Source organism: Tatumella morbirosei, from assembly GCF_000757425.2.
Lineage (GTDB): Bacteria > Pseudomonadota > Gammaproteobacteria > Enterobacterales > Enterobacteriaceae > Tatumella > Tatumella morbirosei.
This window is the reverse complement of the sequence record NZ_JPKR02000001.1, coordinates 232,623-249,310: the sequence shown is the minus strand read 5'-3', so window position 1 is coordinate 249,310 and position 16,688 is coordinate 232,623. Positions and strand designations below refer to the sequence as shown.

The 16,688-nt window shown below is 49.4% G+C and carries 11 protein-coding genes and 1 pseudogene; 4 read left to right on the top strand and 8 right to left on the bottom strand.

Annotated features, from left to right (window positions below; translation table 11 throughout):
• Nucleotides 1-4,417 (top strand): autotransporter outer membrane beta-barrel domain-containing protein (locus HA49_RS01110; protein WP_156994497.1); only part of this gene is annotated, 4,417 nt, incomplete at its 5' end.
• 73 nt (nt 4,418-4,490) lie between these two features.
• On the opposite strand, the gene HA49_RS01105 is transcribed toward HA49_RS01110, so the two are convergent.
• The 7 genes and pseudogenes from HA49_RS01105 to HA49_RS20735 all read right to left on the bottom strand — a co-directional run bounded on the left by HA49_RS01105 (nt 4,491) and on the right by HA49_RS20735 (nt 11,486).
• Nucleotides 4,491-5,417 carry a 2-hydroxyacid dehydrogenase gene (locus tag HA49_RS01105; RefSeq protein WP_038017322.1) on the bottom strand — a complete coding sequence of 309 codons (927 nt, stop codon included), beginning with the start codon at nt 5,415-5,417 and terminating at the stop codon, nt 4,491-4,493.
• A gap of 18 nt (nt 5,418-5,435) precedes the next feature.
• Nucleotides 5,436-6,752: an MFS transporter gene (locus tag HA49_RS01100; protein WP_038017319.1), complete on the bottom strand. Its 1,317-nt coding sequence runs from the start codon at nt 6,750-6,752 to the stop codon at nt 5,436-5,438.
• Nucleotides 6,753-6,847: 95 nt separating this feature from the next.
• Nucleotides 6,848-7,995, bottom strand: a pseudogene (gene dgoD, locus HA49_RS01095) (galactonate dehydratase).
• On the bottom strand, nt 7,992-8,609 hold the full coding sequence (locus tag HA49_RS01090) for a 2-dehydro-3-deoxy-6-phosphogalactonate aldolase (RefSeq protein ID WP_038017313.1): 618 nt from the start codon (nt 8,607-8,609) through the stop codon (nt 7,992-7,994). The pseudogene dgoD and the gene HA49_RS01090 overlap by 4 nt, the downstream one beginning before the upstream one ends.
• Nucleotides 8,593-9,474 (bottom strand): 2-dehydro-3-deoxygalactonokinase, encoded by an 882-nt coding sequence (locus tag HA49_RS01085; RefSeq protein WP_038017311.1) that lies wholly within the window; start codon nt 9,472-9,474, stop codon nt 8,593-8,595. Before HA49_RS01085 ends, HA49_RS01090 begins: the two co-directional genes overlap by 17 nt.
• Entirely contained in the window at nt 9,471-10,160 is a 690-nt protein-coding gene (gene dgoR, locus HA49_RS01080) for a D-galactonate utilization transcriptional regulator DgoR (protein ID WP_038017309.1), read from the bottom strand. The genes HA49_RS01085 and dgoR overlap by 4 nt, the downstream gene beginning before the upstream one ends.
• Before the next feature lie 1,131 nt (nt 10,161-11,291).
• Nucleotides 11,292-11,486: an ogr/Delta-like zinc finger family protein gene (locus tag HA49_RS20735; RefSeq protein WP_072055902.1), complete on the bottom strand. Its 195-nt coding sequence runs from the start codon at nt 11,484-11,486 to the stop codon at nt 11,292-11,294.
• Between the two features lie 288 nt (nt 11,487-11,774).
• Here HA49_RS20735 and HA49_RS01075 point away from each other — a divergent pair, with 288 nt between their 5' ends.
• The 3 genes from HA49_RS01075 (at nt 11,775) to HA49_RS01070 (ending at nt 15,131) form a co-directional block, all read left to right on the top strand.
• Nucleotides 11,775-13,022 (top strand): glycoside hydrolase family 68 protein, encoded by a 1,248-nt coding sequence (locus tag HA49_RS01075; RefSeq protein WP_038017307.1) that lies wholly within the window; start codon nt 11,775-11,777, stop codon nt 13,020-13,022.
• Nucleotides 13,023-13,143: 121 nt separating this feature from the next.
• The gene (locus tag HA49_RS22030) at nt 13,144-13,371 is read left to right on the top strand and encodes a phage holin, lambda family (RefSeq protein WP_425427694.1); all 228 of its coding nucleotides are present in this window, start codon (nt 13,144-13,146) and stop codon (nt 13,369-13,371) included.
• A 500-nt stretch (nt 13,372-13,871) separates the two neighbouring features.
• On the top strand, nt 13,872-15,131 hold the full coding sequence (locus tag HA49_RS01070) for a glycoside hydrolase family 68 protein (RefSeq protein ID WP_038017305.1): 1,260 nt from the start codon (nt 13,872-13,874) through the stop codon (nt 15,129-15,131).
• 253 nt (nt 15,132-15,384) lie between these two features.
• On the opposite strand, the gene HA49_RS01065 is transcribed toward HA49_RS01070, so the two are convergent.
• Nucleotides 15,385-16,623 (bottom strand): MFS transporter, encoded by a 1,239-nt coding sequence (locus HA49_RS01065; protein WP_046791627.1) that lies wholly within the window; start codon nt 16,621-16,623, stop codon nt 15,385-15,387.
• Between the last annotated feature and the right edge of the window lie 65 nt (nt 16,624-16,688).

Here is a 16,688-nt window from a genome sequence, read left to right as displayed (position 1 = left end):
GACTGACGGCACCACTCTCGGCTTTACCACCGGTGATCTGAAYCTGGCGAATGCAGTGGCTCTGAGCGGTACCGGCACCATCGCCACCGGCAGCCACAGCGAAACACTGTCCGGTGTGATTTCAGGTGACGGCGGGCTGGCGAAAACCGGCAGCGGTACCCTGACCCTCAGCGGTGAGAATACTTACAGTGGCGGTACCACCCTGTCGGCCGGTGAAATTGATCTCGGCAACAATCATGCCCTGGGCAGTGGATCTCTGGCAATGGCCGATGATACTACCCTCGGATTTACCACCGGGGATCTGACACTGGCCAATAATATCTCGCTGGGCGGTCTGAATTCTGTAATTGCAACCGGCGACTACAGCGAAACCCTGTCCGGTGATATTTCCGGTACAGGACAGATAGCCAAAACTGGCAGTGGCACCCTGACTCTGAATGGTGACAACAGCTACAGCGGCGGTACTTCGCTGTCCGGCGGTGAAATTGATGTCGGCAACAGCAATGCTCTGGGCAGTGGATATCTGGTCATGGCTGACGGCACCACCCTCGGCTTTACCACCGGTGATCTGAATCTGGCGAACACGGTAGCTCTGAGCGGCACCGGCACCATCGCGACCGGCAGCCACAGCGAAACCCTGTCCGGTGTGATTTCCGGTGATGGCACCCTGACGAAAACCGGCAGCGGCACTCTGGTCCTGAACGGTGACAATACTTACAGCGGCGGCACTACCCTGTCGGCTGGTGAAATTGACGCCGGCAGTAATAACGCACTGGGCAGCAGTCAGCTTTCCATGGCGGCAGACACTGTACTGGGCTTTGTGGCGGATAAACTGACTCTGGCTAATAACGTACTGCTGTCCGGAGGCTCTGCTACCGTCAATACCGGCAGCAACAGCGAGACACTGAGCGGTGTGGTTTCCGGTGGAGGTACTCTGGCAAAAGCCGGCAGTGGCACCCTGACCCTGAGTAGTGACAACCGCTATACCGGCGGTACTTCACTGTCCGGCGGTGAAATTGATGTCGGCAATAGCAATGCTCTGGGCAGTGGATCTCTGGCCATGGCTGACGGCACCACCCTCGGCTTCACCGCGACTGACCTGAATCTGGCGAACACGGTAGCTCTGAACGGCACCGGCACTATTGCCACTGGCAGCCACAGCGAAACCCTCTCCGGAGTGATTTCCGGTAAAGGTGTACTGGCGAAAACCGGCAGCGGTACCCTGGTCCTGAGTGGTGACAATACTTACAGTGGCGGTACCACCCTGTCTGCCGGTGAAATTGACGTCAGCAATAACAGTGGGCTGGGAACCGGCAACCTGGCAATGGCGGATGGCACCACTCTGGGCTTCGGTGCTTCAGATCTGAGCCTGGAAAATACGGTCAGCCTGAGTGGTACCGGCACCATCGCCACCGGAAGCCACAGTGAAACCCTTAGCGGTGTGATTTCCGGTAAAGGTGTACTGGCGAAAACCGGCAGCGGTACCCTGACCCTGAGCGGTGAGAATACTTACAGTGGCGGTACCACGCTGTCGACCGGTGAAATTAACGTCAGCAATAACAGTGCACTGGGAACCGGCAACCTGGCAATGGCGGATGGCACCACTCTGGGCTTTACCACCGGGGATCTCAGTCTGGCGAATAACATTTCACTGGGCGGCCTGAAAGCGTCAATCGCAACCGGTGATTACAGCGAAACCCTTTCCGGCGATATTTCCGGCGCAGGACAGATGATTAAAACCGGCAGCGGTACGCTGACCCTGAATGGTGACAACAGCTACAGCGGTGGTACCACGCTGTCCGGCGGTGAAATCGATGCCGGTAACAGCAATGCGCTGGGTTCCGGTTCGCTCGCCATGGCTGACAGCACCACACTGGGCTTTAGTGCCGGGGACGTTAACCTGGCAAATGCAGTCAGCCTGACCGGTACCGGTACCGGTACCCTCGCCACCGGCAGTCACAGCGAAACCCTGTCCGGGGTGATTTCCGGTGACGGTGGGCTTGCGAAAACCGGTAGCGGCAAGCTGATCCTCAGCGGCGATAATACTTACAGCGGCGGTACTGAATTGTCTGCCGGTGAAATTGACCTCGCCAACAGCAGTGCTCTGGGCAGCGGTACACTAACCATGTTGAAAAATACCGTACTTGGTTTTGTCACCGATAAACTTCAACTGGCGAATAATATTCTGCTGAATGGCGTCAACACTCTGTTCAAAACAGGTAGCAATACCGAAACACTATCAGGCACCGTTTCCGGTGAAGGTGAACTTGCCAAGAATGGCAGCGGTACATTGATCCTGACCGGTGACAACACCTACAGCGGTGGAACCCTGCTGTCTGAAGGTGAAATCGACGCCGGCAGCAACAGTGCACTCGGCAGCGGTCAGCTGTCCATGGCGAATAACACTACCCTCGGTTTTGTGGCGAACGGGCTGAAACTGGCGAACAACGTAGCTCTGACCGGAGACTCTGCCATCATTAACACCGGCAGCTACAGCGAAACCTTAAGCGGTGTGATTTCTGGTGACGGCGAGCTGCATAAAACCGGCAGCGGTACCCTGACCCTGAACGGTGACAGCACCTACAGCGGCGGTACCCTGGTCTCCGCAGGCCGGGTGAATACGGCCACCAGCGATGCCCTGGGAACCGGCACGATTTCCCTGGCAGACGGTACCACCCTGGGCTTTGCGGCGGATAACCTGATACTGGCAAACAATATCGCCTTTACCGGTGACCAGGACCCAACTATCGATACCGGTGCCTACACCGCCACGCTGGCCGGTGATATCAGCGGTGCGGCAGATCTGACCAAAACCGGTTCAGGTACGCTTATCACTACAGGTGCTAATAATACCTACAGCGGCGCCACCACAGTAGCCGAAGGCACCCTGCAGGCCGGCAGTGCCGGAACCTTCAGCAGTGCCTCTGCCTACAAAGTGGATTCAGGGGCCACGCTGGATCTGAACAGCTACTCACAGACAGTGTCCTCGCTAAGTAACAGCGGACTGGTCTCCCTGAGTCACAGCGGTTCGGCCGGCACCACGCTGACGGTGAACGGCGATTACACCGGTGATAACGGGACGCTGTCTCTGAATACCGTACTGGGTGACGACGACAGCCTGACCGATAAACTGATTATTACCGGTGCAGCCTCCGGGACCACCAGTGTGGTGGTAAATAACAGCAACGGTTCAGGTGCTCAGACACTGGAAGGGATTGAGGTTATCGAAACCGGCAGCTCTACCGCGAACGCCTTTGTACAGAACGGCCGTATCGTGGCGGGTGCTTACGACTATCACCTGCAACAAGGCAATGCTTCCGGGGCCAACACCAGTGACTGGTATCTGACCAGTACCCCAAGTGGTCACACCGGCACCGATACCGGCGGCAATACCGGTACGGATACCGGTGGTAATACCGGCAACGAAGTTCACACCTACCGTCCGGAGGCCGCCAGCTACACGGCCAACCTGGCGGCGGCGAACACTATGTTCTCCACCACCCTGCATGATCGTTTAGGCGAAACCCAGTATACCGATGCCCTGACCGGCGAGAAGAAAGTGACCAGTATGTGGATGCGTAACCTCGGGTCACATAACAAATTTTCTATGTCAGACGGTCAGAATAAAACCTCGGCTAACCGCTATGTGTTGCAGATTGGCGGCGATATTGCGCAGTGGTCTGCCAGCGGTCTGGATCGCTTCCATGTCGGTGTGATGGGGGGCTACGGCAATCAACACAGTAACAGCCATAACAGCCTGACCGGATATGATTCCAAAGGTGATATTCACGGTTACAGTGCCGGTCTGTACGGCACCTGGTACCAGAACGACGCCGATAAAACAGGCCTGTATGTGGACAGCTGGGCACTGTACAACTGGTTTGATAACGATGTTCAGGGCCAGGGACTTGCCAGCGAAAGCTATAAGAGCAAGGGCTTCACTGCCTCGGTGGAATCGGGTTATACCTTCCACGCCGGTTCGTATGAATCTGCCTACGGCATGACCAATGACTTCTACATCCAGCCGCAGGTGCAACTGACCTGGATGGGCGTGAAATCCAAAGATCACACCGAAAGTAACGGCACTCTGGTACAGGGAACGGGTAACGATAATCTACAGGCCCGTGTCGGTACCCGCTTCTACCTGAAAGGAAAAAGTGCGCTGGATAAGAACACCCAGCGTGAGTTCGAACCTTTTGTCGAAGCAAACTGGATCTACAACACCCAACAGTACGGCACACGGATGAACGGAATCTCCGACGACTCACAGGGCAGCCGTAATATTGGTGAAGTGAAAGCCGGGGTTGAAGCAAAAATCAACAACAGGCTGAACCTGTGGACCACCGTCTCCCAGCAGGTGGGTGGCCACGGATACAGCAATACCCAGGGAGCCGTTGGCCTGAAGTATATGTTCTGATTCCGGAAACCCGGCTGAAAAACACAAAAATGGGCTGATTCAGCCCATTTTTTTCCTCAACTCTGGTCCGTTTTCACCGGACCGGGGTAATTAACGGCAGTCCCTGCTGCCAGGCCTGAATATTTTCCAGTACCAGACGTGACATTTCTGCTCGTGTTTGCCAGGTGGCACTGGCCATATGCGGGGTGACTATCACATTATCCCTTAGCAACAAAGATTCGGGAACCTCTGGCTCATCACTGAATACATCTAATCCCGCCCCGCCTATGTAGTTCTGCTGTATTGCTTCTGTCAGTGCTTTTTCATCCACTACACTGCCCCGCCCTATATTGATCAATATTCCTTCAGGACCAAGCGCCTGAAGAACCTGCGCATTAATAAGCCCCCGCGTGTACTCTCCGCCGGGAATGCATACCATCAGGACGTCACTTTGCTGCGCAAGCGTATAGATATCTGGCTGAAAATCCCAGCCGGGAAGATCCCTTGACCGCCTGTCGTAATAACTAATAGTCATTGAAAATCCGGCGGCCCGGCGGGCAATAGCCTGGCCTATCCTGCCCATACCCACAATACCTAACCGGGCACCTGAGACTTTTCTCGTCCACTGAAATCCGCCTTGCTGCCAGCCGCCGCGTTCGATAAATTTATGAGCCCCGACGATCTTTCTACTCGTAGCTATCATCAGTCCCATTGCCAAATCGGCGACATCATCGGTCAGCACTCCCGGGGTATGAGTGACGGTAATTCCGCGAGACGCTGCGGCACTCACATCCACACCATCATAGCCGACCCCAAAGACGACAATCAGTTTCAACTCAGGAAACCGCGAGATGAACTCTGCCGTGACCACTGCTTCACCATTGGTGACCATAACATCAATGGTCGGCGCCACCGTAATCAGTTCAGATTCACTCATCGTGCCGAAATCACACATATCATAAGCAGTGTACAGTGCATTGGTAAGCGCCTCAGGCAGCCCGGCTTGCTTTAACAGCTTCATTGTCACAGGTATCCTCTGTTATGAAGTACGGGAAGCATTGTCTTTAATGCCTTGCGGTATATTCCTGGCCGGTCGGGAAACCAGAATCCCTACCACGCCCCCCATAATCAATGCGATAGCAACAATCAGCAGTCCGTAGTGGTAACTGTCAGTGGCATCTTTTATTTTTCCCAATACGGGGGGCAATCCAAGCCCGACAAAATTGGCAATGGTATTAATGAATGCTATTGAAGCGGCTGCCGCGACACCGGCCAGTTTCTCGGTAGTCACTGCCCAGAACACCGGTGTCAGGGCGAAATTAAAGCCGACACAGAGTACTAACAATACCCAGGCCAGCCACAGGTTACTGCTGTAGATCGCAATACCCAATGCCAGTCCTGACAGGATCAGCGGCAATCCGAGATGAAGAGAACGTTCTTTGGTCACATCCGAATGTCGGCCGTTAAGATACATAAATAAACAGGCGAACAGGAACGGGACAGCAGAAAAAACACTGATCACTAAATTGCTCTGATCACTGAGCATACTTTTGATAATTAACGGCATAAACAGGGTGATACCGATTGAACCAAATGCCTGAAGGAACCAAACCAGACTGAGTAACAATACGGTTTTATTCTTCAGCGCACTTAACCAGCCGTGATGGCGGGAAATTTCGACACTGGCGTTATCCCTCGCCAGTTGATTGTTAAGCCAGTTCTTCTGCTGAGGATTCAGCCAGGAAGCATGCGATGGCGAGTCAGGCAACCGGAATAGCACCATAATTCCTAATACGACTGCCGGAATGCCTTCCAGTAAAAACAACCAGCGCCAGCCTGATACGCCACTGATTCCATGCATATTCAGTAGGGCACCAGAAATCGGCAGTCCTATCACCGAAGCCATCACAGATCCCATATAGAAAAAGGACATTGCCCGGGCCCGGTTGCTCTTCGGAAACCAGCAGGAAATATAATAGATAATTCCCGGCGCAAATCCGGCCTCAGCCATACCCAGTAAAAATCGCATAACATATAACTGTGTAGGTGTATTCACCAGCGCCATACAGGCACTGACAATTCCCCAACTGATCATAATTCTGGCGATCCATCGCCTTGCACCTATCCGGGTCATGATGACGTTGCTGGGAATTTCGAAAATAATGTAGGAAATATAAAACATTCCAACACCAAGCCCATACATACTGGCAGTCAATCCGAGATCAGCATTCATTTGCAATGCGGCAATCGAAATATTCGTTTTATCAAGATTGGCAACAAAGTAGCAGATAATGATAAAGGGAATGATTTTTAAATTTAATTGTTTCATTGTTGAGGAGTACAGATCGGTATTCATAAATAACCTCTCTATGCTGTCTGACGGCAACAGGAGACCCCGGCAGTCAAACCGTCTTATTATTAATAACAGGTATTTAATTAATTATTGACGTCTTACCATTCGGCCACTGAGCCATCTGCCAGGCGCCAGACGGGGTTATGCCAGTCGGTTTCCTGTCTGCTGCGGGCAATCACTTGTTCTTCATCAATTTCCACCCCAAGTCCCGGGCGAGTCAGTGGCCTGAAAAAGCCCCCCTGCATTTCAAAGTCTTGTTTATTAATAACAAAATCGAGAAGCTCAGCTCCTTTATTATAATGTATCCCCATACTCTGCTCCTGAAACACCGCATTCCTTGAAACAAAATCAATATGCAGACATGCAGCCAGAGCAATCGGTCCCAGTGGGCAATGCGGGGCCAGAGCGACATCATAACTTTCAGCCATGGCGGCGATTTTATAACACTCAGTAATGCCACCGGCATGGGATAAGTCTGGCTGAAGAATACCTAATCCACCTGCATCTAATACCCGTTTAAATTCGAATCTGGAATACATTCGCTCACCGGCCGCAATGGGAATAGAAGTTAATTCTGCCAGCCGCGGATAATATTCGGCCTGTTCTGCCAGAACCGGTTCTTCAATAAATAATGGACGGTAGGGTTCCAGTTCTTTAATTAACACCCGTGCCATCGGTGCACTGACTCTGCCATGAAAATCTAATCCGAATTCAATATCCTTTCCAAACGCTTCCCTGATTTGTGCCACGGTATTTACCGCAGCATCCACTTTGCGGGCACTGTCTATGATTCCCAGTTCTTCACACCCGTTTAATTTAAAGGTGTCAAAACCAATGTCTCTGAGTGTTTGTATACCCTGAATAACCTCCGCAGGACGGTCACCACCTACCCAGCTATAGGCCTTAATCGTATCCCGAACCTGACCACCGAGCAGTTGCCAGACCGGGGCATTCAGTACTTTTCCTTTAATATCCCACAGAGCCTGATCAATACCGGCAATGGCACTCATTAAAATGGGACCGCCACGATAAAAACCCCCACGGTACATGACCTGCCATAAATCGTTAATCTTTGCCGGATCCTGGCCTATCAATAATTCACCGAACTCGTGCACTGCAGCTTCAACAGTCTTAGCCCTGCCTTCAATCACCGGCTCGCCCCAGCCACAAATCCCTTCATCTGTTTCTATTTTTAAAAACATCCAGCGCGGGGTAACCGGTAAGTCGTTAATTTCGTAATTTTCATGCCATTGCCTCTTTGTATGCTTCAGCAAATGCCCTGGCTTGCCGTGCAGTATGGTTCACAGATTGTCCGGCACGGTACAAATCGCTGCCTAATCCTGCGCCAAAACACCCTGCTGACAGCCATGACCCCAGATTTTCTGGTGTGACACCGCCGACAGCAAACAGTGGCACTGTGGACGGTAAAACAGCTTTCAGAGCCCGGATATAATCCGGACCGAATGCTGAAGAAGGAAAGATTTTCAATGCTTTTGCGCCGGCATTCAGTGCAGCGAAAGCCTCAGTGGCGGTAGCACATCCGGGACAGACCGTCATCTTCAGCCCCACAGCCTGTTGGATGATTTTGGAGTCGGTATTCGGTGTCACAATCAAGCGGCACCCCATTTCCGCCAGTAATTGCAACTGTTGTGAGTTCAGTACGGTTCCGGCCCCTATCATTGCCTGCTCCCCAAATTCTCTGATCAGCACAGGCAACGTTTCCTGCCATTGCGGTGAATTCAGGGGAACTTCAATAGCATCAAATCCGGCATCCAGTAATGCCGCGACATGCTGAGGGGCCTCTGGTGGGGTAATCCCACGCAAAATAGCAATGAGGGGAAGTTTAGTCGGCCACTGCATCTGCAATACTCCTTATACCTGCCTGAAATGCACTGTCGCCTTCCAGTATCTGCGCCTTAAATCCGAGAATATCGAGTACTCTCTGATAGCGACTGGCCAGAGAATGACTGGCGACAACCGTAACTGGCTGCCGGTTATCTGGCTGCCATTGCCGGATCATACTGGCCACTTCGTGACCAATCAGCAGACCCGAAAGATATTCACTGACATCCTCTCGCGGTAGATCACCGAGTACATGTGCAGCACGAACCTCAAACAATCTGGCCAGTGGCGCCTCTGTCGTCAGCCCAATTCCGGCCCCTCGTTCAAACGCTGCCGCGTCCTGCCTCTGCTCCGGCAGCCCCACACCAATCAGCGATGAATTCATTAACAAATGATGCAGTTCGCCTGTCATCACTGTCCGAAAATCAAAGATTTGCTCATTATCTGCCTGCACCCATTTACAGTGAGTACCTGGCAGAATAAACAAAGGCGCAGCAGCCAGTTCCCTTGCTCCCAACAGTTGGGTTTCCTCCCCCCTCATTACGTTGTCATTATCTGAGCGACGAATACTGAGACCGGGGATAATTGAGATGCCAGGTAATACATCGGTTAACTGACTTCCTATCTCACTGAAATGCACCGGGCAGGGTAAATAAGGTGCGACTTTCCATCCGGCATTGCTGCCTACCATCCCGGCCATTAACACACGGATGTTGTCAGGCCAGCCAACAGTGATACCGGCTAACACCGCTGCCGGAGATTTTCCACCTAACCGGGTAATACCCTCCGAAGAAGTTCTGCGGTCACGGCATTCACCCGCCTGGTACCACCAGGCCCTTAGGTTAGTTGATCCCCAGTCGATTGCGATGTAGCCGGATGTCATGTAATTTCCTTAAGTCTTCGGGTGGCGCTGGCAATCATGGAAAGCGCTGCCTGTTCTGCAGCATCACAGTCCTGATGGCGGATAGCGTCATACAACTGTTTATGTTCCTGCAGCGTATGTGGCATGTTGCCTTCATCACCCCGCCAGGTTCTTTCAAAAACTGCCCGCTGCAGAGAACTAATAGCAACGCTTAACTGCTGTAGAACCGGGTTATGCACTGCGTGCAGTACCGCTTCATGAAAACGGATATCAGCCTCATTAAACGCATCACGCTGCTGATTATTGGCAACCATTTCATTCAGTGCAGTTTCAATCCTGGCCAGATCACCGGAGGTTGCCCGTTCTGCAGCCCAACGGGCAATCGCAGGTTCCACCAGATTTCTGACTTCACTCATCGCAGCAATCAGCCGTGGATCGTAGTCATGGGCCAGAACCCACTGCAGCACCTCGGTATCCAGGTAATTCCACTGGTTTCGCGGCGCGACAAATGCCCCCCGGTATCGCTTCATCTCAATTAATCGTTTCGCTGTCAGAGAGCGAAAAACCTCCCGGATAATATTGCGTGACGTCTCAAATTCCTCACACAAGCTGGCTTCCGCCGGGAGTGCTGCGCCTGGAACATATTTACCACTGATGATTTGTTGCCCCAGAGCCACAATAATCCTGTCTGTTTTCGCAAGCGTCATACAAAGTCCTTAAGGAATAAATCGTCCCTGCATTTTACCTACGCCCGCCGGTGATTATCACCGCAATTTTGCACTACCACCTGATGATTTTGTTCTCTGTTCACCGAACAGATTGTAGTACAACAAAAGTATATTGTACTTCCACACAGATCACATAATGAACAATTAGTTAATATGTTGGTAACATCATCTCTGGTCACAGAACTTCAATCTTCTGATTTTTCAGTTATTAATAGATTAGGTTCTGAATAAATTGCAGATGCGGCTTCCCAATCTCAAGAGATGAGTTTCCTTTGGATCTGCTTAATGAATGCGGAAACCTGCGACAGAATCCGGTAAAAGAGATTTATTTCGTCCGATCGGGCCATACTGCAGGGATTTAATTGGAAACTTTATCTTTGCGAAGTCAGCGATCTATCCTGACCAAACGATGATCCCAACAGCTAGTGCCGGGTTTCTCCTGACAAAAAGACCATGATCAACTTAGCTATCCAGAGACCAGCCGTTAGCACGAAAGAGAGTGTGACCGTCGTGCCCTGAACCGATGGACAGTCATAACACAGGATTTACCTAAATCAGCCTACACTGGGAATGAGTAGTGAAGCCCTACCGCTGAAACAGCGAGTGGATGAAAATGGTGACCCAATAATTAGTAATGTCATGACGTCTGACAGTCGCCGGCTCAGAGAGAACAAACAGGAATTGCCAACGTAGTAACCTTAGGCTTTCTTCTACGTTGACTCATAAATTTAACCAGAGTGATAAGTATTCAGACCTGCCAGTAATATCGTTTTTTACCGGTGAATCCGAACAGTAACCAGTGTTCGCCGCGATGGGCTGGTAATCGTGGATAGTAGGCGAAAGATCCTTCTCAGGAAATGATAAAGAACAGATAAAAATTAAAAAACCCTTGGTATTTAACAAAAAAATAACAACATAGTATCTGAGAATACCGGCAATTATTCTTTTAGCTCTATCCCCCATTCTGTTTCCAAATATTATCTCCTGAAGAGGAGAGATAATTGTAATTACACCGGAAAAAGAATTAATTTACCTTCTTTTTCCGGATAATATTCTACCCGTTACGATATTGAAAAAAAGTTCAAAATTAAAATAATAATAAGAATAATCCTAGACTATTAGCATAGTCCGTTGCTCCTTTTTAGACTCTGGTGCACAAATAATTCGCTCCAGGCTTTCTATCGTTTTAAAGGTACAGGAGCAGGTAATATCCTGACATTGATAGTAAGCTTCTTTGGTTGTATCGGTTAAGTAACGGCTTGTACGAGTGTGAGCTGGCTTGTTACAAATCGGGCAACGCATCATAAGTAGCACCTATATTCACTGAATAATTTTAAAACAAAAAGAGGTATAATTGATCAATTACGGCTTTGATGGGCACAGCTAAATAAAATATTCTATCTTTTTTTTATCTGGCTGTAGATACTTATTTATGTCCCCTAATAAATCCAATACTCTCTGGTCTGTCACTCACGACACAACAACGTGATTTAGAAGGGTGTTGTTGTGTGGGTAATTACAAAATAAATTCCATTTTTATTATTTTTTTTTGCGTGCTCTTATTAAACCTCATTCAAATCTGGAGGTTTAATAATGAAAAATTTAATCGATAAAGTTAAAACAACTACCTGGAGTCGGGCTGATGCGCTGAAAGTATCTGTGAATGATCCCACTACCACACAACCACTGGTGAGTATTGATTTTCCAGTGATGAGTGATGATCTTTTTATCTGGGATACTATGCCGCTAAAAAAATATGACGGTAATATTGTCGCAATTAATGGATGGTCCGTTATTTTTACCCTTACCGCTGAACGCGAACCGCAAGTATATACCGATGCACAGGGTCATTATGATATTGATAGTGACTGGACTAATCGACACAGCAGGGCCAGGATTTGCTACTGGTATGCAAAAGATAGTATGAGCTGGATTTATGGCGGAAAGGTCATGGCCGAGGGGGTTTCACCGACAACCCGTGAGTGGGCCGGTACTCCTATTCTGCTGAATGAACAGGGCGATATTGAACTCTATTATACCTGCGTCACTCCGGGGGCGACCATTGTCAAAGTGAAGGGTAAAATTTCTGCTGACAGTCTGGGGGTTACCTTATCAGGCTTTGATGAAGTGATTGAACTGTTCTCTGCTGACGGAGTGTATTACCAGACAGAACAGCAAAACCCTTACTGGGGTTTCCGTGACCCAAGCCCGTTTATCGACCCAAATGACGGCAATCTGTATATGGTGTTTGAGGGGAACGTGGCCGGAGAGCGTGGTTCACATGTGATTACCAGCGACGATATGGGTGATATTCCTCCGGGTTATGACGATGTGGGTGGCGCACGTTACCAGACCGGTTGTATCGGCCTGGCCGCCGCGAAAGACAAAGAAGGCAATGACTGGCAACTGCTGCCTCCGCTTATCACTGCAGTGGGTGTCAATGACCAGACCGAACGCCCGCACTTTGTCTTTAAAGACGGAAAATATTATCTGTTTACCATCAGCCATCAATATACTTACGGGGATGGCCTCTCTGGTCCGGATGGGGTGTACGGTTTTGTCAGTGATTCATTATTCGGTCCTTATGAGCCACTCAATGGTTCAGGGTTAGTATTGGGTAATCCTTCTTCTCAACCTTATCAGACCTACTCACATTGTGTGATGCCAAATGGCCTGGTGACGTCATTTATCGACAGTGTTCCTCAGGCAGACGGAAGTTATCGTATTGGTGGAACAGAAGCCCCAACGGTAAAAATAAAAATCAAAGGCCAGCAAACCTTTGTAGTTGAATCACTGGATTATGGTTTTATTCCACCGACAGAGAACGTTAATGTCAGGTAATCATTAGAATAGTGCGCGGGTAATCCCGCGCAATTCTCAGGAAACTCATTATGGATATCCACAATATTCTTAATGCACTAAAATCTGCAGTGCGAGGTGACTCTGTTTTTTTGGGGTTTTCATCTCTTTTTTTATGGCATTATTACGCATGATTTATTCAGGAAGAAATATAATTGAAACCTTACTTGAGGGTGGGATTTGTGGTTGCCTGACTTTTATTTCTGTTTCACTAATGAACTATTTCGGCGTATCCAGTCAACTGACGGTTTCGGTAGGGGGATTCATCGGCTTTATGGGGGTAAAAAAAATAAGTTTCTGGATCAATCGCATCATAATGAAACGGATCTAATACTGCCACTATTTATACCTATCTTTCTGTAGTGAACTCCAGTAAGGAGGCTATTTATGTTGATATTTGGTTATAAATTTTTATGGGGGATATTAAGTTACCACCATATAACCCTCTACATCATCGGGCATTTCTGAGTGTCACATTCTCTTCCTTTCGCGCCGGGCTTTCAGTAGCAACACCGCTGGCCTGGCGTTCTTTTCGTTCCCACCAACACCTGACTTCATCTCTCTGCCGTACGGCTTGTCATATTTAAAACACTCCCTCTAAGATTTAATATTAACTAAGCACTTCAAATGACCTCCTAATCATTTAAATTAAAAAATCAGCATTACTTTAGTTATAAAATAAATATTTTATATTCTCCAGAAAACCACACAACATATAAACCTTAATTTTTATTTAGTTTGTTGTGTGAATTCTGACAAATCAGTGAGTGATTTAATTTATTTCCAGTCCATGTTTTTATAAAACCTCATTTAACAACAGAGGTATTAAAAATGAAAAACTTACAAGATAAAGTTAAAACAACCGCCTGGAGCCGTGCCGATGCACTGAAAGTCAGAACAGACGACCCCACAACCACTCAGCCTGTAGTCAGCATTGATTTTCCGGTCATGAGCGATGAGGTATTTATCTGGGATACTCTGCCATTACGTAAATATGATGGAAATATTGTCTCCGTGAATGGCTGGTCAGTAATATTTACACTGACGGCTGATCGTCAGCCAACGGAATATCTGGATACTGAAGGTAATTATGATATTTATACCGACTGGAATAATCGTCATGGCCGTGCACGCATCTGTTACTGGTATTCAAAAGACAGCTCAAACTGGACATTTGGCGGACGGGTCATGGCCGAAGGTGTTTCACCGACAACCCGTGAGTGGGCCGGTACTCCTATTCTGCTGAATGAACAGGGCGATATTGAACTCTATTATACCTGCGTCACTCCGGGGGCGACCATTGTCAAAGTGAAGGGTAAAATTTCTGCTGACAGTCTGGGGGTTACCTTATCAGGCTTTGATGAAGTGATTGAACTGTTCTCTGCTGACGGAGTGTATTACCAGACAGAACAGCAAAACCCTTACTGGGGTTTCCGTGACCCAAGCCCGTTTATCGACCCAAATGACGGCAATCTGTATATGGTGTTTGAGGGGAACGTGGCCGGAGAGCGTGGTTCACATGTAATTACCAGCGACGATATGGGTGATATTCCTCCGGGTTATGACGATGTGGGTGGCGCACGTTACCAGACCGGTTGTATCGGCCTGGCCGCCGCGAAAGACAAAGAAGGCAATGACTGGCAACTGCTGCCTCCGCTTATTACTGCAGTGGGGGTGAATGACCAGACCGAACGGCCGCACTTTGTCTTTAAAGACGGAAAATATTATCTGTTTACCATCAGTCATAAATCTACCTATGCTGATAATCTGACTGGCCCTGATGGTGTATACGGTTTTGTCAGTGATTCATTATTCGGTCCTTATGAGCCACTCAATGGTTCAGGGTTAGTGTTGGGTAATCCATCTTCCCAACCGCTGCAGACCTACTCACATTGTGTAATGCCAAATGGTCTGGTGACTTCATTTATTGATACCATCCCGGCCAGTAACGGTGACTACGATGGAGAATATCGCATCGGGGGAACCGAGGCTCCTACGGTACAGATCAAACTGGAAGGTAATCGTACCTTCATGGTTAAACAATTCGACTACGGATTTATCCCGCCGATGGAGAATGTAGTGGTAAGTTAATAATTCTGGCGGTGCAGTTATCCTGTACCGCCATTTTTTTAAAGGGTTTAGAACGCTCAATATGATGATAAAAATCAATGATAAAATAAAATATAAAATTAATATTCAAAAAATGTTAACCAGAAAATCATAGTAAAAAAGACTTTTGCTGGCGCTGATACTTATTATTCTCTTCTAAAAATAAAAACGATTTCTGACAAAGATTCTGCTGAAGCCGACCCCGTGGCCACTGCCAGAGCAGTGGCCTGAGTGATCATTCTTCGTTCAATGGCCGACAGACAAACAGGCCATAACTGATAGCACCCACTATCAGTAATCCGCCTCCCAGCAGGAATACATTGGTGAACTGGCCGGTCATTTGCAGAATCACCCCGGTGACAATCGGTGCCATTGCCGCGCCCAGGAATCCGCCAAAGTTCTGAATCGCTCCCAGCGAAGCGACCTGCTCCTTAGGGGCAATATCGGAAGCCAGTGCCCATAACGCTCCCTGGGGCATCTGTGAGAAGAAGTAGCCAATAGTCAGCAAAGTCATCGCCATTGGGGTACTGTCGACAAACGGAATCGGGGCAACAAAGCAGCCCGCCAGAGCGGCACCCGCTACCACCGGGACTTTACGCGAGGTGATTGCACGGACACCCCGGCGTACCAAGCGGTCAGAGATAAATCCACCCACCAGCACCCCGAATATCCCCGCCAGAAACGGTAATGATGCCAGCCAGCCGGTCGTTTTCAGGCTAAATCCCAGAGAACGTTCGAGATAGCCCGGCAACCAGGTCAGATAGACCCAGATAGTAAACATGATTGAAAAATTACCAATCACCATAAACCAGGTGGTTCTGTGGCGGAATAAGCTACCCCAACTGGCGTTACTACGCTGTTGCGGACTGGCCGTCACCGTACGCTGACCCGCATGCAGCAAAGCATCTTCCCGGGCATTCGGATCACGATAGAATTTAAGCCATGCCAGCAACAAAGGAATACCGCACAGGGCAATGGTGATAAACATCCCTCGCCAGCCCAGGCTCAGCATCAGCACGGTCAAAATCGGAGGTGCCAGCGCATTGGCTATCTGTGAACCGGTATTAATGATTGCCGTGGGCAGGCCACGTTCTTTTTCACTAAACCAGCGGTGTGTCAGAGTGATGCCGGAGGTAAAAAACGGCGACTCAGCAATCCCCAGCAGCATCCGCAGACCGTAAAAAAATGAATAACCGTTAACAAATGCCATCAGAAACGTCAGCCCTGACCACAGGCTGAGCGCCCAGGAGAACATCGATTTAGGTCCAAACTTATCTACCAGCCAGCCTGCCGGCAGATTCGCCAGCGCATACGGCCAGAGAAATGCAGATAACAGCAGGCCCATCTGGGTCGGTGAAAAACCAAATTCTGCGGCAATGGTGGTATTTGCAATACTCAGGTTGGCCCGGTCCAGGTAGTTCACCACCGCAGCCAGCAGCAGGATGCCTATCAGTACCCAGCGCAACCGGGGCATGGCAGCCAAAGACGCCTGCGCCTCCCGGCCGGCGGAATCAGTAGTATCGTTAAGTGTATTTTGTC